This is a genomic window from Mucilaginibacter sp. L3T2-6, assembly GCF_030519355.1.
In the GTDB taxonomy this organism is placed as follows: Bacteria; Bacteroidota; Bacteroidia; order Sphingobacteriales; family Sphingobacteriaceae; genus Mucilaginibacter.
In genome coordinates this window covers 131,819-157,976 of sequence record NZ_JAUMKC010000011.1, presented here as the reverse complement: position 1 = coordinate 157,976, position 26,158 = coordinate 131,819, and the positions used below count along the sequence as shown (strand labels likewise).

Annotated in this window: 22 protein-coding genes and 1 riboswitch; of the genes, 11 read left to right on the top strand and 11 right to left on the bottom strand. The window is 43.4% G+C overall.

Annotation, left to right across the window (positions count from 1 at the left end):
- The first annotated feature begins 25 nt into the window (after positions 1 to 25).
- From Q3W13_RS13945 to Q3W13_RS13925, 5 genes are all read left to right on the top strand, one after another.
- On the top strand, positions 26 to 1,141 hold the full coding sequence (locus tag Q3W13_RS13945; RefSeq protein WP_302864768.1) for a PLP-dependent aspartate aminotransferase family protein: 1,116 nt from the start codon (positions 26 to 28) through the stop codon (positions 1,139 to 1,141).
- Between the two features lie 179 nt (positions 1,142 to 1,320).
- A riboswitch (SAM riboswitch) is annotated at positions 1,321 to 1,429 on the top strand.
- 237 nt (positions 1,430 to 1,666) lie between these two features.
- Positions 1,667 to 2,971, top strand: coding sequence for an O-acetylhomoserine aminocarboxypropyltransferase/cysteine synthase family protein (locus Q3W13_RS13940; RefSeq protein ID WP_302864767.1), 1,305 nt, complete (start codon positions 1,667 to 1,669; stop codon positions 2,969 to 2,971).
- Between the two features lie 90 nt (positions 2,972 to 3,061).
- Positions 3,062 to 4,114 (top strand): homoserine O-acetyltransferase, encoded by a 1,053-nt coding sequence (gene metX, locus Q3W13_RS13935; protein ID WP_302864766.1) that lies wholly within the window; start codon positions 3,062 to 3,064, stop codon positions 4,112 to 4,114.
- Positions 4,114 to 5,352, top strand: coding sequence for a homoserine dehydrogenase (locus Q3W13_RS13930; protein WP_302864765.1), 1,239 nt, complete (start codon positions 4,114 to 4,116; stop codon positions 5,350 to 5,352). Before metX ends, Q3W13_RS13930 begins: the two co-directional genes overlap by 1 nt.
- A 199-nt stretch (positions 5,353 to 5,551) precedes the next feature.
- On the top strand, positions 5,552 to 6,769 hold the full coding sequence (locus tag Q3W13_RS13925; RefSeq protein WP_302864764.1) for a glycosyltransferase family 87 protein: 1,218 nt from the start codon (positions 5,552 to 5,554) through the stop codon (positions 6,767 to 6,769).
- Between the two features lie 75 nt (positions 6,770 to 6,844).
- Here the strand turns inward: Q3W13_RS13925 and Q3W13_RS13920 are convergent, their stop codons facing one another.
- The 3 genes from Q3W13_RS13920 to Q3W13_RS13910 are packed head-to-tail and all read right to left on the bottom strand — an operon-like array spanning position 6,845 to position 12,427.
- Positions 6,845 to 8,449 (bottom strand): dihydrolipoamide acetyltransferase family protein, encoded by a 1,605-nt coding sequence (locus Q3W13_RS13920; RefSeq protein WP_302864763.1) that lies wholly within the window; start codon positions 8,447 to 8,449, stop codon positions 6,845 to 6,847.
- Positions 8,450 to 8,492: 43 nt separating this feature from the next.
- Entirely contained in the window at positions 8,493 to 9,740 is a 1,248-nt protein-coding gene (locus tag Q3W13_RS13915) for a competence/damage-inducible protein A (RefSeq protein WP_302864762.1), read from the bottom strand.
- Positions 9,741 to 9,742: 2 nt separating this feature from the next.
- Entirely contained in the window at positions 9,743 to 12,427 is a 2,685-nt protein-coding gene (locus tag Q3W13_RS13910) for a putative LPS assembly protein LptD (protein ID WP_302864760.1), read from the bottom strand.
- A gap of 106 nt (positions 12,428 to 12,533) precedes the next feature.
- Here Q3W13_RS13910 and Q3W13_RS13905 point away from each other — a divergent pair, with 106 nt between their 5' ends.
- Positions 12,534 to 13,424, top strand: coding sequence for an N-acetylmuramoyl-L-alanine amidase (locus Q3W13_RS13905; RefSeq protein WP_302864758.1), 891 nt, complete (start codon positions 12,534 to 12,536; stop codon positions 13,422 to 13,424).
- Between the two features lie 88 nt (positions 13,425 to 13,512).
- Positions 13,513 to 14,457: an MlaD family protein gene (locus Q3W13_RS13900; RefSeq protein WP_302864757.1), complete on the top strand. Its 945-nt coding sequence runs from the start codon at positions 13,513 to 13,515 to the stop codon at positions 14,455 to 14,457.
- 75 nt (positions 14,458 to 14,532) lie between these two features.
- Here Q3W13_RS13900 and Q3W13_RS13895 read toward each other — a convergent pair whose 3' ends face one another.
- From Q3W13_RS13895 to Q3W13_RS13880, 4 genes are all read right to left on the bottom strand, one after another.
- The gene (locus tag Q3W13_RS13895; protein WP_302864756.1) at positions 14,533 to 15,450 is read right to left on the bottom strand and encodes a ribonuclease Z; all 918 of its coding nucleotides are present in this window, start codon (positions 15,448 to 15,450) and stop codon (positions 14,533 to 14,535) included.
- 22 nt (positions 15,451 to 15,472) lie between these two features.
- Positions 15,473 to 15,850: an STAS domain-containing protein gene (locus Q3W13_RS13890; RefSeq protein ID WP_302864755.1), complete on the bottom strand. Its 378-nt coding sequence runs from the start codon at positions 15,848 to 15,850 to the stop codon at positions 15,473 to 15,475.
- A 55-nt stretch (positions 15,851 to 15,905) separates the two neighbouring features.
- On the bottom strand, positions 15,906 to 16,850 hold the full coding sequence (locus tag Q3W13_RS13885; RefSeq protein ID WP_302864754.1) for a phosphoribosylaminoimidazolesuccinocarboxamide synthase: 945 nt from the start codon (positions 16,848 to 16,850) through the stop codon (positions 15,906 to 15,908).
- 133 nt (positions 16,851 to 16,983) lie between these two features.
- The gene (locus Q3W13_RS13880; RefSeq protein WP_302864753.1) at positions 16,984 to 17,940 is read right to left on the bottom strand and encodes a PhoH family protein; all 957 of its coding nucleotides are present in this window, start codon (positions 17,938 to 17,940) and stop codon (positions 16,984 to 16,986) included.
- 177 nt (positions 17,941 to 18,117) lie between these two features.
- Here Q3W13_RS13880 and Q3W13_RS13875 point away from each other — a divergent pair, with 177 nt between their 5' ends.
- From Q3W13_RS13875 to Q3W13_RS13865, 3 genes are all read left to right on the top strand, one after another.
- Complete coding sequence (locus Q3W13_RS13875; RefSeq protein WP_302864752.1) at positions 18,118 to 18,897, top strand: S-adenosyl-l-methionine hydroxide adenosyltransferase family protein; 780 nt, start codon at positions 18,118 to 18,120, stop codon at positions 18,895 to 18,897.
- Positions 18,897 to 19,460, top strand: coding sequence for a hypothetical protein (locus Q3W13_RS13870; protein ID WP_302864751.1), 564 nt, complete (start codon positions 18,897 to 18,899; stop codon positions 19,458 to 19,460). The genes Q3W13_RS13875 and Q3W13_RS13870 overlap by 1 nt, the downstream gene beginning before the upstream one ends.
- 101 nt (positions 19,461 to 19,561) lie before the next feature.
- The gene (locus Q3W13_RS13865; RefSeq protein ID WP_302864750.1) at positions 19,562 to 21,385 is read left to right on the top strand and encodes an ABC transporter ATP-binding protein; all 1,824 of its coding nucleotides are present in this window, start codon (positions 19,562 to 19,564) and stop codon (positions 21,383 to 21,385) included.
- Between the two features lie 51 nt (positions 21,386 to 21,436).
- Here Q3W13_RS13865 and Q3W13_RS13860 read toward each other — a convergent pair whose 3' ends face one another.
- On the bottom strand, positions 21,437 to 22,636 hold the full coding sequence (locus Q3W13_RS13860; protein ID WP_302864748.1) for an FAD-binding oxidoreductase: 1,200 nt from the start codon (positions 22,634 to 22,636) through the stop codon (positions 21,437 to 21,439).
- Between the two features lie 73 nt (positions 22,637 to 22,709).
- Positions 22,710 to 23,609: a site-specific tyrosine recombinase XerD gene (xerD, locus tag Q3W13_RS13855; RefSeq protein WP_302864747.1), complete on the bottom strand. Its 900-nt coding sequence runs from the start codon at positions 23,607 to 23,609 to the stop codon at positions 22,710 to 22,712.
- A 37-nt stretch (positions 23,610 to 23,646) separates the two neighbouring features.
- Here xerD and aroQ point away from each other — a divergent pair, with 37 nt between their 5' ends.
- On the top strand, positions 23,647 to 24,066 hold the full coding sequence (gene aroQ / locus Q3W13_RS13850; RefSeq protein ID WP_302864746.1) for a type II 3-dehydroquinate dehydratase: 420 nt from the start codon (positions 23,647 to 23,649) through the stop codon (positions 24,064 to 24,066).
- 22 nt (positions 24,067 to 24,088) lie between these two features.
- On the opposite strand, the gene Q3W13_RS13845 is transcribed toward aroQ, so the two are convergent.
- Together Q3W13_RS13845 and Q3W13_RS13840 are read right to left on the bottom strand one after the other, a co-directional pair.
- Positions 24,089 to 25,132 carry a glycosyltransferase family 2 protein gene (locus Q3W13_RS13845; RefSeq protein WP_302864745.1) on the bottom strand — a complete coding sequence of 348 codons (1,044 nt, stop codon included), beginning with the start codon at positions 25,130 to 25,132 and terminating at the stop codon, positions 24,089 to 24,091.
- 100 nt (positions 25,133 to 25,232) lie between these two features.
- Positions 25,233 to 26,123, bottom strand: a complete 891-nt coding sequence (locus Q3W13_RS13840; RefSeq protein WP_302864743.1) for a lysophospholipid acyltransferase family protein — start codon at positions 26,121 to 26,123, stop codon at positions 25,233 to 25,235.
- Positions 26,124 to 26,158: the final 35 nt, after the last annotated feature.

Below are 26,158 nucleotides of genomic sequence, written 5' to 3'. Positions count from 1 at the left end.
TTAAGTTTGCGCAAAACACTTCTCCATGAAACCCGAAACTATCGCCATACACGCCGGTAACCACGTTGATAATACATCAAAAGCGGTAATTCAGCCTATAGTATTATCAACCACTTTCGAGCGCGCTGAAGACGGCAGTTTTCCTGGCGGGCATATTTACAGCCGGTCCAGCAACCCCAACCGCGCCCTGCTGGAGAACGTTCTGGCAAAACTGGAAGGCGGTGCAGATGCAGCAGCTTTTTCTTCGGGCAATGCCGCGGGCATGTCCGTTTTTCAGTCATTGGCCCCTGGCACTCATATTATTGCACCTGATGACATGTACCATGGCCTGCGCAATCAGTTAAAAAAGTTATTTAATGGTATCTTAAAGTTCGATTTCATCGATGTGAATAACATCGACGAAGTGAATAAACACCTGATGCCGTCAACCGGTCTTATTTGGCTGGAAACACCCTCGAATCCGTTGCTTAAGGTCACTGATATCAAAAATGTTGTAGCATTAGCTCACAAGCGCAGCATCCGCGTGGCTGTTGATAACACCTTCGCTACTCCTATGTGTCAGCAGCCTTTGGCTTTGGGTGCTGATTTGGTGATGCATTCATCCACCAAGTATTTTGGCGGGCACAGCGACCTGATGGGCGGTGCACTTATAACTGCTAAGAAAGACGAATGGTGGGAAAAAATACGCGACGTGCAAGGCTATGGCGGGGCCATCCCATCACCTATGGATTGCTACATGCTGGTTCGCAGTATAAAAACATTGCCTTACCGTATGCGCGGCCATGTACACAACGCGCAATTACTGGCTCAATATCTCGAAAAGCATCCTAAGGTTGAAGCGGTTATGTACCCTGGCCTAACGTCACATCCGCAGCATAATATTGCCAAACAGCAGATGATTAAATTCGGGGCCATGCTGTCGTTTACTCTTAAAGGCGGCGAAGATGAAGCCCGGCGTGTTATTAATGGCTTTAAGCTATTCACCCGTGCGACCAGCCTTGGCGGTGTGGAAAGCCTTGTTGAGCACCGTGCAACTGTTGAAGGCCCGGATACCAACACTCCTTTTAATTTATTAAGGGTTTCTGTTGGATTAGAGCACATTGACGACCTGATTGCTGATCTGGAAGAAGCGCTGGGTTAAAGATCTGCAAACAAGTGTTAAAAATCAGGCTAAACGAGGTGTGGTGTAAGCTTTTTGCTTTGCATTTTCCTATTTCACCACCATAAAGAAAATAAAATTTGGAAAAAACATTTCCATCACCCTATATTTGCAACAATATTTGGTAGCGATACCATAATCATTACCTTCTAAAAGGTTATGATTTATAAAGAAGCGGCGAGAGATTAGGCTCAACGACCCGCTGGCAACCCTCCAGGGTGGAGAAGGTGCCAATTCCTTACCCGGTAAATATCCCGGGAAATATAAATTAACAACCATGAAAAGTTTAATTTACATCATTCTCCCAAACATCTTTAAGGCGCAAAAATCAGTACCGGCTAATTGCTACCGCAATGTTAGCAGCGGTATTATGGCCATGTGTTGCTGTTGATAGCCCTTACACGTTTTACTTTTCTTTTCCCGAAATGTGCGTGTATCACAAAGTGATTTTACACCGTCATGCCCGGTTAGTCAACAAATTTCTTTAAACATCAAATCTTAAAACATATGTCATCCGCAAACTTAAAATTCGAAACACTACAGCTTCATGCAGGTCAGGAAGTCGATCCTACAACAGGCTCTCGCGCTGTACCTTTATATCAAACCACGTCTTACGTATTTAAAAATGCCGAGCATGGCGCAAATTTGTTCGCATTGAAGGAGTTTGGCAATATCTACACAAGGATAATGAACCCGACCACTGACGTTTTCGAAAAGCGTATTGCTGCACTCGAAGGCGGTGTTGCGGCTTTAGCAACAGCATCAGGCCAGGCTGCCCAATTTTTGGCACTCAATAATATCCTGCAAGCCGGTGATAACTTTGTTACCTCGCCATTTTTATACGGCGGAACTTATAACCAGTTTAAAGTAGCTTTTAAAAGATTGGGCATAGAAGCCCGTTTTGCAAAAGATGATACCGCCGAAAACCTCGAAGCTTTAATCGACGATAAAACAAAGGCCATTTATCTTGAAACAATTGGCAATCCCGGCTTCAATATTGCAGATTTTGACAAGGTATCTGCACTGGCAAAAAAACACGATTTGCCGTTGATAGTAGATAATACCTTCGGTGCGGCAGGTTATTTATTCCGTCCGCTTGAACACGGCGCACACGTGGTGGTTGAATCAACTACCAAATGGATCGGCGGACATGGCACCAGCATTGGCGGCGTTATAATAGATGGCGGTAACTATAACTGGGGAAATGGCAAATTCCCTCAATTTACGGAACCGTCTGAAGGCTATCATGGATTGATATTTTCTGACGTATTCGGCATAGGCGGGCCATTTGGCAATATCCAGTTTATCATCCGCGCCCGTGTTGAAGGCCTTCGGGATTTCGGGCCTTCTCAATCCCCATTTAATTCCTGGCTTAACATACAGGGCTTAGAAACACTATCGCTTCGTGTACAACGCCATATCGACAATGCGCTTGAGCTGGCCAAATGGCTGGAACAACATCCGCAGGTTGAAAAGGTAAATTATCCGGGCCTGGCATCTTCACCGCATCACCAACTCGCAAAAAAATATTTAAAAAATGGATTTGGCGCTGTGCTGACCTTTGATATTAAGGGCAGTAAAGAAAAAGCGAGCCAGTTTATTGACAACCTGCAATTGATCAGTCATCTGGCGAATATGGGTGATGCAAAGACGCTGATTATCCAGCCATCGGCAACTACCCACCAGCAATTGAGCGATGAAGAGCAAATCTCGGCAGGGGTTTATCCAAATTCGTTAAGATTGTCTGCAGGGATAGAACATATTGACGACATTAAAGCAGACCTGCAGCAGGCATTTGAAAAAATAAAATAATCGTTAGTTGTCCGCTCATCAACCCGAGGGCAAAATTGTTGATGAATAAGGTGAATGACTGAAGATTACAAAAGAACCTAAGAATAGTTAATGACGAAAATTTTTAAATACAACAAGCCATTTACACTTGAGTCTGGTCAGCAATTGCAGGAACTCGAAATAGGCTATCATACCTACGGCAAGCTGAATAAAAACGCAGACAATGTAGTTTGGGTGTGCCATGCCCTCACTGCAAATTCAGATGTTTTCGACTGGTGGAAAGGTTTTGTTGGAGAGAACGATTATTTTAATCCCGGCGAACATTTCATTGTGTGCGCTAACATTATCGGCTCACATTATGGCAGTAGTAGTCCGTTAAGTGTTAACCCGGCAACCGGGGAACCTTATTACCTGTCATTTCCGCAGTTTACTGTTAGAGACATGGTGAAAGCACATGGAATTTTGGCTGATCACCTCGGTATAGAAAATATCGAAATTTTAATTGGCGGTTCACTGGGCGGTCAGCAGGCGCTTGAATGGTCGATTATAGAACCTGACCGGATAAAAAATCTTGTGCTTATTGCTACGAACGCAAAGCACTCTCCATGGGGCATCGCATTTAATGAATCGCAGCGCATGGCTATCAGCGCTGATCAGACATTTTATTCGAATACCCCCAATGGCGGCCAAAAAGGGTTAAGTGCAGCCCGCAGTATTGCGCTTCTGTCCTATCGTAATTATAAAACTTACGGAGTAACCCAGCAGGAAGAAGGGGATTCCCACACTGATAATTACAAGGCATCTTCTTATCAAAATTACCAGGGGCAAAAACTCGTAAACCGCTATAATGCATACAGCTATTGGTACCTGTCCAAAAGTATGGACTCACATAATGTTGGCCGCGGAAGAAACGGTGTTGAAAAAGCCCTGAGCCTGGTTAAGGCCCGTACATTGGTTATTGGAATAAAATCAGATGTACTGTTCCCTATCGAAGAGCAGCAATATCTTTTTCAGCATATCCCCAAAGCCGCATTTGCCGAACTGGACTCGTTTTACGGGCACGACGGATTCCTAATAGAAACAGAACCATTAACTAATATCATTAAATCCTTTTTCAAAACTGACGTAAGAGGAAAAATAATCGAATTGCAACAAACTGCATAATGAGTAAAAAATTAAACATAGGATTATTCGGTTTTGGCGTGGTAGGCCAGGGCCTGTATGACATCATCAGAACTAAAAATCTGAATTTGGAGATCGTAAAAATTGCGATAAAAGACGCGACAAAAAAACGTTCGCTTCCATCGCATTTGTTCACTACCGACAGGGACGAGCTACTTAATAACCCGGAGATCAACACTATCGTAGAGCTGATTAACGATACGGAAGCCGCGTTCGAGATTGTATCCCGCGCTTTAAGTTCCGGCAAAAACGTGGTATCGGCCAGTAAAAAAATGATCGCCCTGCACCTGGAGGAACTTATCGAATTACAGCATAAATACGGTACGTCTTTATTATATGAAGGTTCGGTATGCGGGAGTATTCCTATCATCCGAAACCTGGAAGAGTACTATGATAACGAACTGCTGCATTCAGTGAGCGGCATTTTTAACGGCTCATCCAACTATATACTGTCAAAAGGCTTTAACGAAGGACTAAGCTATGAGATGGCCTTGCAGCAGGCGCAGGACCTTGGCTTCGCCGAAACCGATCCAACCAGCGATGTAGGCGGTTTTGATGCAAAGTACAAACTGGTTATTGCTGCCGCACACGCTTACGGCGTAATCGTTAAGCCTGACGATGTGTTCAATATTGGGATCCAGAATCTGGGCTCGCATGATTTACAATATGCCCGCGAAAAGAACCTGAAAATTAAACTGGTTCCGGTCGCCAAAGAACTTGATAACGAACATGTGGCACTTTTCGTACTGCCAAAATTTGTTAATGAGAAAGAGTTCTTATATAACGTTGAGTACGAATACAATGGTGTTATAGTGCAGGCAGCTTTTGCCGATCAGCAATTCTTTTTCGGTAAAGGAGCCGGGGGCCACCCTACAGGTTCAGCGGTTTTATCAGACATTGCCGCACTTCGGTACGGTTATCAATACGAATATAAAAAAGCAAAGGCGCGCGGTGGCCTGAACTTTACGAATAATATCGAACTGAATATTTATCTGCGCTACGATAACGAAAGCCTGGTAGAAGCCCTCGATTTTATTAGCATACATGAGCGCTATTATTCTGGTGACTATAAATTTATTATTGGCCGGATCAACTTGCAGAGTCTTGTCGGCAACCAGGAACTAATTGCCAGATGCGGCGCATTTGTCGCCTTCGCCGACCAGCTTGCGGGCATAGATTTGGCTACTATTGCGGTTACGGAAGAAGCCGCGGCGTTATAATTTCTTTTTGGTTTTATAGTTTTCAAAGTGGCCCCGCCGGGGCCCTTTTGCTTTATTCTTATAGCAAATTATTTATGTTGAGCCGTAGGAAAGAAATGTTTCACATAATACAGCGATCTTCTGTCCGCGCTGATCACAATCAGGTAGCTACAAATTTGTCGCCGATAGCGGGTTGTTTGCTATATTTGCGCCCCAAACCATGGAAACCGCCGCGATGCAAAATATTACCCAACTTTTTACAAATAAAAAATTTGTTATCTGGGCGTGGTTTGTTTTAAGCTTACTTCCCGTGTTAAAAGGGGTACTTATACCCAATGTTATTGACAGCCACATCGCCAATGGAAACATCAACAACTATATAATCTATAAGCACAACTTTTTAAACCTTATTCATCAGCATAGCTTGTTCGGGCCGCAGCCTGAATATTATTTTGATCTCAATCATTATGGGCCGGTGTTTGCCCTTATTATAGCGCCATTTACCATATTTCCAGACGGACTTGGGGCAATTGTATGGGTGATGTTCAACTCCTGGGTGTTGTACCTGGCAATAATGAAACTGCCGCTGAACGACAATCAGCGAATGATGATACTGCTCATTAATATTTTCAGCATCGTCGGTTCGGCGGGCAATACCCAGGTCAACCCGCTAATCACCGCACTGATTTTATTCAGTCTGATATTTATCAGGAACAAGCAGGACTTTTGGGCTGCACTAATGATTATTATAGGCACCGCTATAAAGCTATACGGTATTGTAGGACTTGCTTTCTTTTTCTTTTCAGACAATAAGATAAAGCTGATTTTGAGCATGGCGTTTTGGGCCATCCTACTATTCGCACTGCCAATGCTTATTTCTTCTCCTGCATTTATTATCAAAACCTATCATGACTGGTATCCCGACCTGGTTGCCAAAAATGCGGCCAACGTAGTGTCCTCGCGGGGATATGTCTGCGTTATGGGGATGATCAGCAAGATCTTCCATTATTCTGGTTTGCCGAACAAAGTTGTGCTGATACCCGCCCTGCTAATCTTTGCTACGTCAATGGCACGTGTAAAATACTGGCGCAACGTCCAATATCAGCTTTCGCTGGCAGCATCGGTGTTAATTTTTACTACAATTTTCAGCAGTGGGTCTGAACCACCTACCTATATCATAGCGATGATCGGTGTCGGTATCTGGTATACAGCTCTGGACCGGCCTGTATCAGCCTATGAGCGTTTTTTGTTAATATTTGCATTGGTGTTAACAAACGCCAATTCAGATCTGTTTCCAAGACCGTTACGACTTGCCTATGTAACACCGTACGCATTAATCGCATTCCCGTCATTCTTAATCTGGCTAAAAATTGTTTACGAAATGCTTACCCGGAAATACGGTGCAGAAATCAAGAAAGATTCTTTAATTGCAGGATAAATGCCAAAAAAAACCGGCTATAATGAGCCGGCTTTTAGTTTCTAACATCATGCGCCCTACCATGAGAGCCACGGGTTATATCTCCCGGTCAGTTTCCCAATTTTCCAGGTAATCAGCAACCCTTCTTACAAATGAACCACCCAACGCGCCGTCCACAACGCGATGATCGTACGACAATGACAGGAACATCATATGGCGTATACCGATCATGTCGCCTTGCAATGTCTCGATTACAGCTGGCTTCTTGCGTATCGCCCCTACCGCCAGAATAGCTACCTGTGGCTGATTGATTATAGGGGTACCCATAACGTTTCCGAACGAACCTACATTGGTTAGTGTAAAGGTGCCGCCCTGTACGTCATCAGGCTTCAGTTTATTTTCGCGCGCACGGCTGGCCAGGTCATTTACCGCTTTGGTTAATCCTAAAAGGTTAAGCTCGTCTGCTTTTTTAATGACCGGCACGATCAGGTTACCACTTGGCAAAGCGGTAGCCATGCTGATATTGATATCTTTCTTTTTGATGATTTGCGTGCCGTTAACCTGGATATTTATCATGGGATAATCCTTAATTGCACGCGCTACTGCTTCTATAAAAATAGGCGTAAAAGTTATTTTTTGCCCTTCACGTTTCTCAAATCCCGATTTTATTTTATCGCGCCACAATACCAGGTTGGTAACGTCAGCTTCAACAAAAGAAGTTACATGTGGCGAAGTTTGCTTGCTCATCACCATGTGGTCAGCAATTAAACGGCGCATCCTGTCCATCTCAACAATTTCATCCCCTCCTGAAAGCGAAACGCTTTTTGGTTCTTCTTTGGCAGGCGCCGGTGACACCTCCGCTTTGGCAGCTTCTTGCTTTGGAGCTTCGTATGCAGGCTGCGGCATTGACGTTTCTGTTACCGGCGGTTGTTTTGAGCCCTGGTAAGCCGGCTCATTTTTTGGAGCTTGTTCAGCGGCGGGCATCGCCACTTGACCATTGGCCGACTGTTTCGGTCTGTGCTGTACATAAGCCAATAAGTCGTCTTTTGTTAAGCGGCCTTCAGCTCCTGTACCAGGTATTTTATCTAATTCGGCATTGCTGATGCCTTCCTGCGCAGCAATATTTTTAACCAAAGGCGAATAAAAGCGGCCTTCGCTCTTATTGGTCTCTGTCGTCTTATCATCTGATCTTTGTGTTATTTGCTCCACGTAAGGCACTGATACAGGCTCTGCGAAAACGGGTTTGGTTTCGTCCTGCTGTTTTGGCGCCGGATTAGACCAAGGCGTGTTAGCAACAGGCTGCGGTGATTGTACCGGAGTTTTGTAAGGCTCGGCCGGAACCTGCGGAGGTGTTTGTTCAGCAGTAGGTTTTAAATTTTCAGCAGACACAGGGGGCGTTAAATGCTCCTCTTGCTGTTGGGGCGTTTCAGACGCAGTAGGAGCATTAGCAACCTCTGCTTCGCCGGTTTCAATAATAGCTATTGTCGCACCAACCTTAACAACATCGTTATCTTTACATAACTGTTCAACTAATGTACCGGAGACGGGAGATGGAACGTCGGAGTCCACTTTATCGGTGGCAATTTCCATAACTGTTTCATCAGCCTCTATATAATCTCCCGGTTTTTTAGTCCACTTGATTATAGTTGCTTCTTCAACACTTTCGCCCATTTTCGGCAGCAACAGTTTATATTTAGCCATAGACAGTAAATAGATTGACGGTCAAAATTACTGGATTTTCCGGTTATTTATCAGTATCCCGGAGTAAAGTATTCAACATATTGAGGGCCGAAATTGCTGTTCTTTCGATGTTTTGGAGCCGTTTATTACCAAATGTTAATTTCTTTACTACAGTATTATTAGCATTTGCAGCGGCTACCCATATTGTACCGACGGGCTTATTAGGGGTACCGCCGTCTGGCCCGGCAATGCCAGTAACAGCAATCGCATAATCTGACTTAAAATTACGCAAAGCCCCTTCAACCATTTCAACGGCGGTTTCTTCGCTAACCGCACCAAAGGCACTTAGTGTTTCGTGTCTAACTCCAAGTACGCTTTCCTTCAAATCATTGGCGTAAGAAACCGCCCCGCCAAGAAAGACTCGTGACGAACCCGCATGACGGGTAATTAAATGAGATATATAGCCACCGGTACAGCTTTCAGCGACAGATAAGGTAAGACTCCTTTCCGCCATGTAATTCAATATTGCTTCTTCAATGGTGATGTCTTCTTCGGCAGCCACAACATTAGCAACCCGGTCAGTTATCCTGGCCGCGAAACCATGTATTTCAGTTTCCAGCTGCGCTTTGTTTTCACTATAGCCGCTTAGCCGCAGTCTTACCTGTCCAAGTTTAGGCAGATAAGCTAATTTAATATGCGAGGGTAACGCATCTTCAATATCGGCTATTCGCTCCGCCAGATAGGATTCGCCCTCACCCACCGTTAAAATAGTTTTATGAATGATGAAAGGCAGTTTCAATTCCGACTTTAATTTAGGTAAAACCGACTCCTCCATCATATACATCATCTCGTGCGGAACCCCCGGCATCGATACATAAATTTTGCCTCCCTCATTAAACCACATCCCCGGGGCAGTGCCGTTATGGTTTAATATCACGTCGCAGTTTTCCGGAACTGATGCCTGTGCACGATTCACATCAAGCATCGGCCGGTTATACTTTGCAAAAATGCTGTATACATTTTCCAGCGCCTGTTTATTTTCAATCATGCCAACATTAAAATATTCGGCGATTGTTTTTTTGGTGATGTCATCTTTAGTTGGTCCCAGGCCTCCCGTTATTAAGATTACGTCAGCTCGTTCGGCAGCTTCGGCAAGGGCCCTTAAAATATGTTGACGGTCATCCGATACCGAAGATATTTGTTTTATCCGTATGCCGATATCGTTTAATTTACCAGCCATCCAGGCAGAATTGGTATCAACAATTTGCCCGATGAGTATTTCATCGCCTATAGTAATAATTTCTGCAAGCATTATCAGTTGCCGTTAAAGTATGAATTGCTGTTGTAATCGCTTCTTTTGCTAAGCTTCAAATCCTGCAGTACCGCCGCCTTAACTTTTAAAGTTACATTGTACGATTTGTAAATTCCAAAAGGCACCCACTGCACGTTCAGATCCCAGCAATGCAAATCCCTGTATATGCCGAAGGAGCTTACTGCAAGTTTCCCCTGCCGAATGTCGATATTTGTGTTGTACTGAACTTTCCACTTAGATGTAATATTAACATCACCGCTTAGCATAAGCGTATTTGTTGAGTTGGTGTTAATAACATTATTGTTAAAGCTGAAATTATAATTAAAAGAAAGGTTCCAGGGCACATTAAAATCAACGTAGGCGCTTGGGTCACTGTTTATAAACGCAAGCCTTTGCGCCTGCTGGGGCGTTATGGTTTGCAGCGTATTCATGGCTTGGACCGGGGGCTTCGGCTTAAACGATGTAGAGTTCAGGCTACCGCTTAAGGACAGGCTTATATTAGTAAGCCGCGGGAACATGCCATCCTGAAAGGTGTAGCGGTTGATGTCATGGGCATATCTTGTAATTTGTCCGTTTTGTATGGTGTCTATTACTTGAGTTACGTAAGGATTTAATGAACCATATATACTTACGTTAACTTTTTGGTTCAGTATAGCGGTATGGGCTGAAAAAGAAATTGGTGAAAGTTTTAAAGAGTCTTGCGCAAAGTTGTAGAATGTCGAAATCGAGAATCCGTCAATCAGGTGCACTTTCCTTGCCTTCCCGGACGTATCCGTCGTTTTAGGCTTGAGCTTCATTTCGATAGTATTGTCGAGATTGAAGCTTATGCCGGCCTGCTTACCTGCCGAGGGAAAATTGTCCGGAAATATAGAATAAGTATTGGTGGTAACGGGCAGCGGCACATTAGCATTGCTTACTATCGTTTTATAATAGCCAAAACTTGGATCGGCAAAATTAGGGCTATAATTAAAGCTGATACTTGGCGTCATTACATGCCTGATCGCTATAATGTTGCCCTTTTTAAAATTCACGGTGCTGTAAAGCTTGGTTGATAAACCTGTGCTTAATGTGTATGAATCACCTCTTTTAAATCCGCTAACCGTGTCAACAAAAGGTATATTAGGGCTTTCATTAGGTAAACCATTGGGCAAGGTATTGCCGCGTATAAAGCGTTTGTTGACGGTCTGCAGATACCAATGCTCAGTATAAGTTGCAGAGGAACTAAACTGAAAATATTTCAATATGTTCAAGCTTAGCCCTACAGGAATCTGGTGTACCGCCCGGGTTTGCATCTTTTTTGCCAGCGTACTGCCCTTAAAAAGCTGTGCCTCCGGTATATTATCAAGGTCGTTAGTGGCCGATAGACTATAGCTCACATTTATTTTCTGATACCATTTTTGCTCGCCGACCCTGTCTTTTGAATCAAAAGGATTGATAGATGCCATGGTAAAACTCAATGTCGGTAATTGCAGGGTAACCGTCTTATTAGTAAGGTCCTGGCTGTGCGAAAGGCCTACGCTTAAGTTAAAGGGAGTTCCGGTAAAGGTCTTGCTGTAGTTAATTGACGATCTTAAATTATTTTGTGTAAGAGAATTAATATTATAGTTGTTTTGAGCCGGGTTATTACGATAATAGGTTGACGTACCCGCATTGACCGAAGCGCTAAAAGTGCTGCCGGGATGGGCGTTCGCGTCCTGACTGTGCGACCAGGTAATATTAAAATCTTTCTGTGCCGGGTCACCTTCGAGCCCGTAATTATGAGAACCGTAGCTTAATGAAACGGTACCGCCGTATTTATACCGTTTTAAATAATGTGCGGTTGTATTCAATTCGTACGAGCCCTTTGAGTAAATGGTACCGGTGTTTGTCAGATCCAGATAATCGCTTATACCTATATAATAGCCAAAGTTCCGGAGATAAAAGCCCAGCTTCTGGTCTTCACCGAAAGTAGGTATGATAACGCCGGACGCCCGCGTATCCGGCTTTGGAAAAAAACCGAAAGGTATAGCCAGTGGCAATGGGATACCTTCTATTTCGAGATAGGCCGGCCCGGATATGATCCTGTTTTTCTCGCCTATACCTTTTGTTATCACAATCCCAAAATGCGTATCAGGCTGCGGCAGATCACAGGTACTGAATGTTGTATTCCGGTAGGCTACTTCATTATCATTTAGTTTTTTCAGCTCGCCACCTGAAAGGAAGTTACCGTCTTGCTCAGATGCCGGGTTAAACACCCTGCCCTTTTTGGTTTTATAGTTGAATAAAAGAGAGTCGGATTCTACCGGCTTATCATTCTTCTGCTTCGAGATCGGCCTGCCCACATAGCGTTTGGTCAAGGGGTCGATACTGCCCTTGGCAAATAAGAGGTTGTTGTTCTTATCAAGCCTTATATAATCTGCATCCAGCTCAAAATCTTCATAAGTAACGCGTGCCTGTCCATACAGGTAAACAATGTTATGAACATTATCGGTAACGGTTGAGTCTTCGGCATGCCATTTCACTTCAGATTTTACATCACCAAGCGATTCTTTTGTGGTATCATTCTTTGAGGGAGCGCCTTTAGCGGCGGGTTTTGACTTACTTTTTTTACTTTTAGGCGGTTTATTAGTCTTAGCTGTATCAGATTTCTTGGTTTTATCCGTTTGTAATGTAAAATAAACGGCGCTGCTGATTCGTGATGACGCCATCACATGTGCCGTTAAGATGAATGCAATAAGAAAAAAAAGGCTTACGAATTTCAAAATTGATTATGAATAGTATTTTTGCAGATATAGTTAACAGCGTTCAAAAATAATGAAAAATAAGGCATTGAAAAGATTGATTTACGGTTTACCGGTTTTGTTAGCATCTCTACCTTTTTTTTCATCAGCTAAGAATCTCACCCCACGACGGGACACTGTCACCGCAGCATACAAGCTAAAAACGGTTGTTATTGATGCAGGTCATGGTACCAGGCCCAACGGAACGCATTCCGGTGCGTCGGGATCATATTCTCAGGAAAGTAATGTAACGCTTGCTATAGCCCTTAAATTACAAAAGGCGATAGAAAAAGATATACCCGATTTAAATGTGGTAATGACGCGTAAGACCGAGGCTGATGTCGGTCTTAAAGCGCGCTCCGAAATAGCAAACTCCAGCAAGGGCGATCTTTTTATATCTATCCACTGCAATTCGTTAGCCGACAGGCGCGTACGTGAAGTTGTCGGCCATAAGCATGGCAGGGCTGTTTATCGCACGGTATCCGTTCCGGACCGTTCCGGCAAAGGCGTACTGTTCCTGGTTTATGGTTTTCACCGTTCAGAAGAAGAGCAGGAGGCTTTACGTGAGAACTTATTTGAAGAAAAAGACAATAGCGACCAACAAGACATCCTCGATAACCCGGCAGCTGTTATCGCCATTAACGCTTTTAAAGCAAAGTACCGCAAACAAAGCATTCACTTTGCAAATATGCTGAACAGCGAGTTTACCGAAGGCGATGGCCGCCGCAGTGATGGTGTAAAAGAACAGGGTGTATTGGTGTTATGCCATAGTGCTATGCCGGCAGTACTTATCGAAACAGGTTTTATAAATAACCGTGAAGAGGAAGATTACCTTAATTCCGAAGCCGGTCAAAACGAAATAGTAGCATCGATTGTAAGGGCCTTAAGCAGTTATAAGGCAGAACTAGAACAAGTATCGCAATAACGTGTTATAGAGTAGTCCGAAAACTGAGTAAAGTCTGGCAAACAAATCGCAACTTTATTGTTTTTCAACGTTACACATTCAACCACCTATGAAAATATCAAACGAAACCAAAATTGGCGCGCTAACGGCCATCGGCATTACTATACTTATATTAGGTTATAGCTTTTTAAAGGGAAACGATGTATTCTCAGGATCCAACAAATACTATGCTATTTACAAAAGTGTAGACGGGCTTTCGGTATCCAAACCTGTTCTTGTAAATGGTTTTCCGATTGGCAATGTGTCAAAAATGACCTTAAGGCAAGATGGGCACACCGTCGTGCAGTTTAAGGTAGACCGTAAATACAATGTTCCTTCTAATACACTGGCCAAACTGGTGAGCACAGATTTACTGGGAGGCAAAGCCATTGTATTTGAATACGGCAACAGCAATACCTTTGCTGACGACAATGATACACTGCGTGCTGATATACAGGGTAGTTTGGCCGAGAGCCTTCAACCGATTCAAACCAAAGCAGAAAACCTGATTACGAAGCTGGATTCTTCACTGGAAGCCATTAATAAAATATTAAATCCCAATTTTCAAAAAAATGTTGACAGGAGCTTTACCAGTATAGCGAACTCCCTGCAGACCCTGGAGGGAACCACAAAAAAAATAGATGCGTTGGTTGGGGGACAAACTTCGCATATCAATAACATACTGGCCAACGCCGAAACTGTATCGGGAAACCTCAAAAACAGCACGGCAAACTTAACCGGCATTACCAATAATTTTCAGAAAGTAAGCAGCGACATAGCCGCTGCAAATTTGAAACAAACATTAGACAACGCCAATAAAGCGATGGCTGATCTGCAGGCTACTATTAGCAGATTAAATACCAACCAGGGTACCCTGGGCTTACTGCTGAACGACGACAAAATGTACAATAACCTGAAAGACGCTACAGCCAACCTTAACTCATTGTTTATCGATTTAAAAGCACACCCTAAGCGTTATGTAAGCTTCTCGGTATTTGGCGGCAAAAAGGACTAATTGAGGAGTTGGCAGCTTACAGTCTACAGTTTGCAACATTTTACCGGCTTTATTTGTAAACTGGTAACCGCCAACTTAGGCGCCGATAATAAAAGTTCTTCCTTCGATTGCTAATTCTGCATCCGGGAAAACACTTTGCGCTTCTTCTAAAAGTTCATTCAGCGTTTTGTACCGGGCCGAGAAATGGCCTATAAGCAATTTTTTCGCACCGGTTAAGCTGGCTATTTCGCCGGCCTGCAGTGCTGTGGTGTGATGCGTTTCAAGGGCCCTGTCAAGCATATTATGCATGAAAGTTGCTTCGTGATACAACATCGTAACATTATTTATCTGTTCAAAATACGACTCATCATACATCGTATCGGAGCAATAGGCGTAACTCTTAGGTTCGGCTGAGTCAATCGTTAGCGTATCGTTTTTGTACACTTTTCCGTTAGGGTCAATATAGTCATCTCCCCGTTTTAAGCCTGAAAAGTATGGTACTGGGATACCTATCTCCTCTACTTTTTCCTTTATCAGCTTACGAAGTCGCTTTTTCTCCCTGAATAAAAAGCCGGTACAGGCGATGCGGTGGTTTAACGGAATAGATGTAACTGTTATATCCTGGTTATCCAGCAAAACTTCACATTTCCCGGCATCAGTAAATTTATATTCCAAAGGATACTGAATTTCGGTCTCAGAGTATTTAAGCTGTACATCTATAATTTCCTTTAGCGGCTCAGGGCAATAGATAAATAGAGGTTTTGACCGCCCGTTTAAATGTAAGGACGATAACAATCCCACCAGGCCGAGATAATGGTCGCCGTGCAGGTGGCTGATAAAAATGTGGTCTATACGGCTGGCTTTTACATCAAAACGCAACATTTGCTGCTGCGTGCCTTCGCCGCAATCAATCAGATATAGGCGCTCGTTGATGTTGAGCGCCTGAGATGTAGGATTTCGGTTAAAAATGGGGGTTGCAGAACTGCTGCCAAGTATTGTTACCTCGAATTTCATACCTGGTAAACAGCCGGAAAGCCTATTTTGCTTCTTTCTTTAATTCTTTTTCTATTTCCTCCATAAAAATCAAATCGATAGCTTCTTCGCACGTTGGAACAATAGCGAGTACGCTGTCAAGCTGCGAAATATTTATGAGGCGGGAAACTGCATCATTAAGGCCGGTGAGTACAAACGATCCTGATGCATTTTTGCATAAACGGTGCCCTACGAGCAGGCTGCTTAATCCCGATGAATCTGCAAATTTTACTTGTGAAAGGTCGAAAATGATATTTCGCTGACCCTCGGTGTTGATTAAAATCAATTCAGATTTAAGCTGCGGAGTTATTAATGAATTCAATTTTGACTCATTCAGCTTTAACAGAATATATTTTTCGTGTTTGTCAACCGTAAATTTCATTTTTTGTTTTATAATTAAAAGCTAAAGATATAATTATTTGTGTAATAAATAAAAATTACAACTTCGTAAGTTCATTATTTATGGCTTTTTCTACGCGGCTCAAGATGTTTTCTCCATCAGATTTTATGAACTTTTCACCGGTTATTTGCTCATACAATTCAATATAGCGTTCAGATATAGATTGCACTTTCTCCGGCGTCATTTCCGGCACTATCTGTCCATCTTTACCCTGGAAACCGTTTTCAATCAGCCATTTCCTAACAAATTCCTTCGAAAGCTGCTTTTGCGGCTCCCCGGCATCCTGGCGTTCCTGGTAGCCCTCACTATAAAAATATCTTGACGAGTCCGGTGTATGTATTTCATCTATCAGGTAAATGGCGCCGTCTGCCTTACCGAACTCGTATTTGGTATCAACCAGTATCAACCCTTGCTTAGCTGCTATTTCAGTACCGCGCTCAAATAGTGCACGGGTATACTTTTCAAGCTTTTCATAATCTTCTGCCGATACTATGCCTCGCTTTAATATTTCCTCTTTTGAGATATCTTCATCGTGACCTATCGATGCCTTTGTTGTCGGTGTAATAATAGGTTCCGGCAATTTATCGTTTTCTTTCAAACCCTCAGGCAGGCTTACCCCGCAAACCTGGCGCCGGCCCGCACTATATTCGCGCCAGGCATGACCAGCCAAGTATCCGCGTATAACCATCTCTACCTTAAACGGCTCACAAATCCGGCCTATAGTTACGCTCGGGTCAGGCACACTTACTACCCAGTTAGATACGATATCCGACGTGGCCTGCAAAAACTTGGCCGCAATTTGGTTGAGCACTTGTCCCTTATATGGGATAGGCTCCGGCAATACCACGTCAAATGCCGAAATACGGTCACTGACCACCATCACCAGGTACTTATTATTAACGGTATATACATCGCGGACCTTGCCTTTATAAAAATTGGTCTGCCCGGGAAAGTTAAAATGTGTTTCTTTTATCGCATTCATGTTATTAGTTCATGGTTCATAACTAATAGCTCATAGTAAACTATCAGTCAGTTTTCCTCATATCAATAATTAATCAAATCCATAATTCACAGAAATGGCCATGAACCACTAACCATGAACTATGAACCCTTCCCTACTGTATATCCCCGTAGGCAGCAAGTATTTTACGCACTAATTTATGCCGTACCACATCTTCGCCGCTAAGATAAACAATTTCAATTCCATTGATATCTGTTAGTATGCGCAAAGCCGTATGCAGACCGGATTGTTGTTTTTTGGGTAAGTCTATCTGAGTCACGTCGCCGGTAACAATAAACTTGGCCGAAGGACCCATACGAGTCAGGAACATCTTTAATTGCATGTCTGTAGCGTTCTGGGCTTCATCAAGTATCACAAAACAATTATCCAAAGTACGCCCGCGCATAAAGGCCAGGGGTGCAATCTCTATCGTGCGGTTTTCCAGGTAAACCTTCAGCTTTTCTGCCGGTATCATATCGTCCAGCGCGTCATAAAGAGGACGGAGATATGGATCGATCTTCTCTTTCAAATCGCCGGGTAAAAAGCCGAGGTTCTCCCCCGCCTCAACCGCCGGGCGGGTTAATATGATACGTTTGATATCTTTATTTTTCAGCGCTCTCACTGCCAGTGCAACCGCTGTATAGGTTTTACCTGTGCCGGCAGGGCCTATTGCAAAAAGAATATCGCTGCGGCCAATTCCCTCTACCATTTTTCGCTGGTTGGCAGTCCTGGCCTTTACCATCACACCATTCGGGCCAAAAACAATAACCTCCCCGCTGGCAAATTTATCACCTGCCAGGTCAGTTTTAGGCATATCTATTTTAGAACCAAGAATACGTTCGAGGTCGGTAATATTCAAATTCTCGTATTTTTCAACATGCTGAAGCAGGTGCTGAAATTTTTCCTGGAATGTGTTTAGCTCTGTATCGTCGCCCAGCACTTTCACCTCGCTGCCGCGGGCTACAATCTTTAACTTAGGATATTGTTTTTTAATGATTTCGAAATGATCATTATTCGGCCCCCACAATACAGCCGGATTGATTTGGTCAATCGATAATTTAAGTTCGTTCAATACAAATTGATTTTTAGTTGCCGGTTTTTATGAATTAAAATTGAATATTTGTAGCGATTTAGATCTGAGAAATGAGACGTTAGGTAAGAGATATTTTCTCTTAAAATCCAACTTTTCTGCTGTCAAATCCGTTCACATTTGCAAGTACAAGATTAGCGATAAATATTTAAAAAATTAATGGCAATAATAACTTTAACTACCGATTTGGGCGACAAAGACATCTACCAGGCGGCCCTTAAAGGAAGTATATTAAAGTTGTTGCCGACAGTAAACATTGTTGATATCACTAACAGTGTCGCAGCCTACAATATACAGCAGGCTGCCTTTATCCTAAAAAACAGTTTTCATTATTTTCCTGAAGCCACAGTGCACCTTATCGGTATCGATACTGTATTTAATACCGAGACGCGTTACCTCGCCATAAAATACCGGAACCACTATTTTGTAGGAGCCGATAACGGCATTTTCTCATTGATGTTTGATAAAGAGCCCGATGAGATTGTTGAAATCAATATCATGCAGGATTTAAAGTTCCTCCACTTTCCGTTGGCCGACATATTTGTTAAAGCAGCCTGTCACCTGGCGCAAGGGGGTACGCTTGCAGAAATCGGGTTGCCGGTTACTGATATCGATAAAAAGATGACCCTGCAACCTGTGTTGGAAAAGAATCTTATAAAGGGTGTAGTAATATATATCGACTCGTTTCAGAATGTAATCACCAATATCACCAAAGAGTTTTTCAACAAGGTGCAGCAAAACCGCCGTTTTACACTCTCGTTCAAACGTAACGAAACCATAAACCAGCTAAGCTGGCATTATAATGAAGTACCGGAAGGCGAGAAACTATGCCTGTTTGGTATAAGCGACCATCTCGAAATTGCCATTAATAAAGGCAACGCTGCAGGGCTGCTCGGCCTGAACCTGGGAGATAGCGTAATTATTGATTTTGAAGACTGATGAAAAGGCTTATTGTATTTATTATTACAACAGGCTTAACATTTAATGTATCAGCTCAATTTAAGTCTGATTCTATCGCTTACCAGCAGCAACGCAAAAAAATAAATGCCATGCTGGCAGAACGTACCAAAAAGTTCGGTTTGTATGACGAAAGCCTTTCCAAACATACAGGTATCTTCGGATTTCAAACCAAAAAGGATATCCGCCGCTCCAATGATATATTGATGGATATTGTTAAAACAGATAACAACATCTACAAAGAATTAAAAATTCTGCTCGAATTCCGCACCTTTCAGCAAAAGCAGGTTCAAACTAAATCGAAAGAAGCTGAAAGCAGCAACCTCGGCTACATGACCACCATTAACACTCTGCGTGCCCAAATGGATGCCCTGCGCCGACGTGCTGATAAAGAAGAAATGGAGCATGAGAAAACCAGAAATACATTGATGCTGGTCATTATCGGCATTTGCGTAGTCATTATTGGTTGGATGCTCTTCAGGCCCCGAAAACGCTTGACGGCTACGGGTAAAAAAGGGACTACGGCCAGCAGGCGCAGGAAATAACCATTCGCGCGCTAAAATTAATCATCAGGTCTTTAAATAAATTGTGCCCTTTAAAATCTTTTCCCGTATCAATCGTCGTATAGATGTAACAGGTAAATTAAATGGCAAGACGACGATTAAACAGCAGTAACGCCCCTGAAGCGGAACTTCCTAAAGCTAAACTCAACAAACAAACACTTCATAAGGTAACCCGGCTGCTGGCCTATATCAGACCCTACCGCGGCAAATTTATAGCGGCCTTATTTTTTCTCTTTTTATCAAGCCTTGTTGGTCTGGCATTTCCATCATTTATCGGCGGGCTTATAGACACTGCGCAGGGAAAACAAGGCAAAGGATGGTTGCCCGACTCAATATCCGGTATTCTTACATTGGCTGGTATCGTTTTATTTGTCCAGGCGTTCGTATCATTTTTCAGGATATTATGGTTTGTTAACGTTGCTGAACGTTCATTAGCAGATATCCGGCGGGACACCTATTTTAAGCTGATTACACTGCCGATGAACTTTTTCGGCAACCGTCGCGTGGGTGAGTTAAACAGCCGCATTTCTGCCGACCTATCCCAAATACAGGATACTATCACTACCACCATTGCAGAGCTTATCCGGCAGACGGTGCTAATGATTGGCGGTGTTACTTTTATGGCCATTATATCTGTAAAGCTGGCTATTGCATTGCTCCTGATGCTGCCGCCGCTTATTGTGTTCGGTATATTTTTTGGCAGGTTTATTCGTAAGCTGTCACGCGAGGCGCAAGACAAACTGGCTGAATCAAACACTGTTATCGAAGAAACCTTGCAAGGCATTGCTAATGTAAAGGCATTTGTAAACGAAGCCTTTGAGGCAGGCCGATACGGAAAGAACATCCGGGAAGTAGCAAATATTGCGATCAGGGGCGCTAAGTACCGAGGCATATTTGTTTCCTTTATTGTATTTTGTCTATTCGGGTCAATAGTGGCAATTGTAGGCTACGGCTGTATTCTGGTGAGCCACGGTGAATTAAAAGTAGGCGAATTGTTTCAATTTGCCCTTTATGCCACATTTGTAGGCAGCGCTATGGGCAGTTTTCCCGATCTTTTCGCCAATGTTCAAAAGGCCGTGGGCGCCAGTGAGCGTGTCCTCGAAATTCTTGACGAGCAGGGCGAAGATATTTCCTTAAATCCGCTTAACAACATCCAGCAAAAAATAAACGGCAATCTGGCTTTCAGTAATATTGAGTTCGCCTATCCTTCCCGTCCGGAAGTTACCGTGCTGAACAACATTTCCTTTAATGCCGAGGCCGGACAACGGATTGCCATTGTAGGCCCGAGCGGTTCGGGTAAATCTACAATGGCCGCGGTCATTTTACAGTTCTATCATCCTCAGGCAGGCGAAATATTTTTTGATGGTAAGCCGGCATCCGCGTATACATTAACTGATATTCGCAATCAGGTGGCTATTGTTCCACAGGATGTGATTCTGTTTGGGGGAACTATTCGTGAGAACATTGCCTATGGCAAACTCACCGCTTCTGAAGATGAAATCATCAAAGCAGCACAGCGGGCCAATGCCCACCAGTTTGTCATGTCGTTCCCCGAAGGCTATGATACAGTAGTCGGCGAGCGTGGCGTAAAGCTTTCCGGCGGTCAGCGGCAGCGGATCGCCATTGCGAGAGCCCTGCTTAAAAATCCTGCGATATTGATATTGGACGAGGCTACCTCATCCCTGGATTCCGGATCAGAGCGTTTGGTACAGGAAGCTTTAGAAGAGCTGATGGAAGGCCGGACATCCATCATTATAGCGCACCGCTTGTCCACTGTCCGCGAGGCAGATAATATCATCGTATTAGAAAAAGGCAAAATCATCGAATCGGGAAACCACCTGGAACTGATCAATAATCAGAATGGATTGTACAGGTATTTAAGTACTTTGCAATACGAGGCGAATTAAATATTGGCAAAGGTTTGCCAGTATCATAGGCATTATCTAACCACCTCCAGTTTACCGGTTAAATTGAAATAATTCCGCATTTTTATTCTTCCGCCCTTGAATTAAATCACACAGTATTTCCGCGGCTATAACACTAAAAGTGATGCCGTTACCCCCAAATCCAAGTGCGAAATAAGTGTGAGGCCGCTCGGGAATTTTGCCAATATAAGGCAGGCCATCTTTAGTAATTGCAAATGCCCCTTCCCAGCTAAAGTCGGCCTTTAGCGGTATATGAGTCATCTTCTTTCTGAAAGCATTTACCAACTGTTTTGTTTTCCTGTTAATGACAGAGGGCCTTATATGCGGGTGATGGTATGGATCGTCACGTCCGCCGACTAGGATCCGGTTATCACTTACCACGCGGAAATAGATATACGGCATTGCCGTTTCCCAGATCAGGCTATTTTTATGCCAGAAATACTTTTCTTCCAGGGGTTCAGATACTAATGCATACGTGGAATGTATATCGGCAATTTTTTTCGGCACATATTTTAAACTTTCATATCCGCATGCAATTACCAGTTTTTTTGATCGTACTTTATACTGATTTTGAGTGTATAGCCCAACGCCCCGTTTGCCATATTCTATTTGGGTAATATGTGTATTATTATAAACCTGATTATGTTCGGCAAAGTCTTTCAGCAATGTATGTGTAAGCAAATAAGCATCCACTTCTCCCCCGTCGGCGCTAAGTATTGCTCCCGGCGCCATAAAACCAAAAGTCTTGTTAATATCATTAGCTTCAAGCCATTCCACATTAAATTTATTTCTTTTGCGCAGCAAGTATTCTTGCCGCAGGTTGGCCAGGTGTGTGTTAAAGCTTGCATATTGCAGGCTGGGCACTACGTGAAAGTCAAACTTAGGCTGTAAAGCCCCGCAAATTTTACCGATATCGTAAATGGCCTTGCGGCATAGTTCATAGCTTTCAACAGCAGCTTTATCACCAACCAACCTGCAAAGCTCCGTTAAGGGCGTATCTATTTCATATTGTAAAAATGCTGTACTGGCCGCAGTGCTGCCCATGCCAACATGCCGCCGATCAAACACGGCGACTTTCAAACCGCTGTTACGCAGGTTCCAGGCTATCAATGCGGCGCTTATGCCCGCTCCTATAATGGCAATGTCGATATTTAAATCCCGGTCGAGCGACGGATATGACGACACAATGCCGTTCTTCATCAGCCAGTACGGGGTTTGCTCATAAAGGTTCATAGCTTTACATAAAGCTGTCAAGACCGTCAATTGTTTTTGACAAGCCTTAAAGATTGACGGCGGACAGATTAAACTATGAGCGGGGATGAAACTGTATAATCGTACCCTTCAGGTATTCCCTGTCCAGGTGTGTATAAATTTCGGTAGTGGTAATGCTTTCGTGCCCAAGCATTTCCTGTACGGCACGCAGGTCGGCGCCGCCTTCTACAAGATGGGTGGCAAAAGAATGGCGTAAAGTATGCGGACTGATCGTTTTATTTATCCCTGCAATTTCCGCAAGTTGTTTTATCAGCATAAAAATATAAACGCGGCTAAGCCGTGCGCCACGCCGGTTTAAAAACACTATATCTTCCTCCCCTTTCTTTACCGCAATATGTACACGAACGTGTTCCATCCAGATTTTTAAAGCCTTAACAGCTGAGGCTCCGATGGGTACCAGCCGCTCTTTGCTGCCTTTGCCGGTAACCTTTATAAATTCAATATCAAGGTATAAATTGGATATCTTCAGTTCCGTAAGCTCAGATACGCGCAGGCCGCAGCCGTAAAGTACTTCAAGTATAGCTTTGTTGCGTGAGCCTTCAACCTTTGAAAGATCAATAGCGTCAATTAATTTGTTTATGTCCCTTACGCTCAAAGTATCAGGCAGCTTCCTGGTTATCTTAGGCGATTCCAATAATTCTGATGGATCGCTTTTAATAATGTCCTCCATCAATAGATATTTATAGAAAGCCTTAATACCGGAGAGTATTCGTGCCTGCGAGGAAGGGATCATTCCAAGGCTGGCTGACCAAACTATAAAATCACGCAAGTCGGCCAAAACAATATTTTCAGGATTGCGCTTAAAGCCTTCCCTGTCGGCAAATTGATAAAGCTTTTCAATATCCCGGCTATATGCCTCGATTGAGTTTGGAGAAAGCGATCTCTCCAGCTTTAAATACGATTGAAACCCTTTTATCGCCGAACGCCAATCCAATTGATTTTATTTAATGTTTTTATTTAAGTTTGGTGTGATGAAGATACAAATTATAAACGGCCCTAACTTGAACCTCCTCGGTGTCCGCGAAAAATCTATTTATGGTAATACAGATTTTGAAAGCTACTTAAGCGATCTTCGCAAACGTTATCCGGGGATAGAGATCGGTTACTACCAAAGCAATGTTGAGGGCGAAATTATAAATAAAATTCATGAAGTGGGCTTTAGCAGCGACGGCATAGTTATTAACGCCGGCGCATATACCCATACCTCTATTGCTATTGCCGACGCCATTGCGGCTGTTAAGTCGCCTGTTATCGAGGTCCATATATCCAACGTATACAAGCGCGAAGAATTCAGGCACCATTCTATGCTGGCCGCCAGTTGCCGGGGCGTTATCGCGGGCTTCGGAATGGACTCGTACCGGCTGGCCGTTGAAAACCTGCTCGATGCCTGAACCCTGGCGGCATCAATAGGGATTAATAAAAACGCTTCCCTTCCAGGTCAGTAAAATGGTGTTTCTTCTTTACGAAGAATGCCCAAACCAGGCTTCCCCTGTACAGTCCTTTTTTGTTCGGGCTGGCATGGTGAGTTATTTCGGGGCGTTTGGTTTTATTTCTTTTAAACAAACCGATAAAAAAATTCTGGTGCGCCTTGCTTACTGCCCAGGCATCTTTGCGCTTGCCCTCGCCTAAAAAACGGAACAATGCAAGTAAATCCATCCAAAAGCGAATAATTACAACGATAGTAGCGCGCCAGAACGGCAAGTTATTGGCCAGCAACAGCAGGTTATTGCGAAAATTCAGGTAAGTTTTAAATGGATTCTCGGTATTTAGCGTACCGCCACCCAGGTGATAGACTTCTGATTCGGCGCAATACATTACCTTGTAACCCATGTTTTTCAACCGCCAGCATAAGTCTATTTCTTCCATGTGGGCAAAAAAGCGTTCGTCAAAACCGCCGGCTTCCTGCCAGCATTTTTTCTTAATGAACATGGCGGCGCCTGTCGCCCAAAACACCTCTTTCGATTGCTGGTATTGGCCGTGATCTTCTTCTATTTCATAAAACATGCGTCCCTGGCAAAACGGATAGCCATAGCTGTCAATAAAGCCTCCCGCGGCGCCGGCGTGCTCAAAGTGCGTACGTTGGTTAAACGCCCGTATTTTTGGCGCTGCTGCGCCAATAAGAGGATCGCCCTCCATCATCTCTATGACCGGATGAATCCATCCGGGCGATACTTCGACATCTGAATTAAGCAATATAAAATAATCTGCTTCTACCTGGGCAAGCACGCGATTGTAGCCACCGGTAAAGCCATAATTTTCATCATTTTGGATGATTTTTACAGAAGGGTACTCTTTTTTGATAAATTCAACAGAGCCGTCAGATGAAGCGTTATCTCCCAAAACAATATCAAGGTTGGGATAAATAGACGACATAACCGACGGCAAAAACTGGCGGAGATGCTTTACTCCATTCCAATTAAGTATAACTATCGCTACCTTAGGTATATTTTGTGTCATTAATATTCGTTCAGTTGTTCACTAGTACAATAGTCATTAGCGGATAGTCTCATTTCCTGCCATGTAAATATAGATTAATCCATTAAAACAGAGCGCTGAACTAATGGACTTTCATTCCTTCGGGAGGCTTAACTTTCCATCGCCGGTGCGACCATAGCCAATACTCCGGCTTTTCGCGTATTAATCCCTCAAGATATTTTACGTGCATTTCGGTTATTTCATAAGGTTGGGTCTTCTCCGGCTCTTCGGCCAATGGAACAAATGTATAGGTATAATATCCTCTTTTTACCAGGTCAATCCTGTAAAATATTACAACACTGTTAACCACCTTCGTTAATTTTTCAATACCCAGGAATACAGCCGTGGGCTGATTCAAAAAAGTGGTGAAATATTGCGCCTCGTGTGCGGTTGGCGTTTGGTCTGATGCAAGAACTGTGAAAGTGAGCACGTTTTTAAACTCGATCATTTTACGCAGCGTCTGTTTCATAGATATCATGGTAGCACCGAAACGCGCCCGGGTGCGATTAAAAAAATCGGTAAATATCTCATTACTTTGTGGCTTATAAACTATCATGCGCTTCTCGTTGGTAAGGAAGCCGAAGCTTAAGCACGCCATTTCCCAGTTGCAATAGTGCCCGGCTGCGGCAAGTATGCTTTTACCCTGGCTAAAGTAATGCTGCACCATTTCGGGGTTAGTACAAACCATGCGTTTTTCAACGGATCTTCTCGACATACTTACCGACTTGATGGTCTCCATCATCAAATCAGCCATATATTTAAAATACTTCTTTTCAATCGAGGCTCGCTCTTGCGCGGATTTTTCGGGAAATGAATTGCGAAGATTTTCCTGCACCACCCTGCGACGATAACCGGTTATATAATAAAGTATCACGAATACGATATCGGCTATGATATATAAAAACCAAAAGGGGAGTAACGAAAGCAGGTATAAAAAGAATGTACCCAGTCTTGACAGCCCTTTTTTTATCATTATTTTCGTCGGATTTTTGCTACAAACATAAAAGA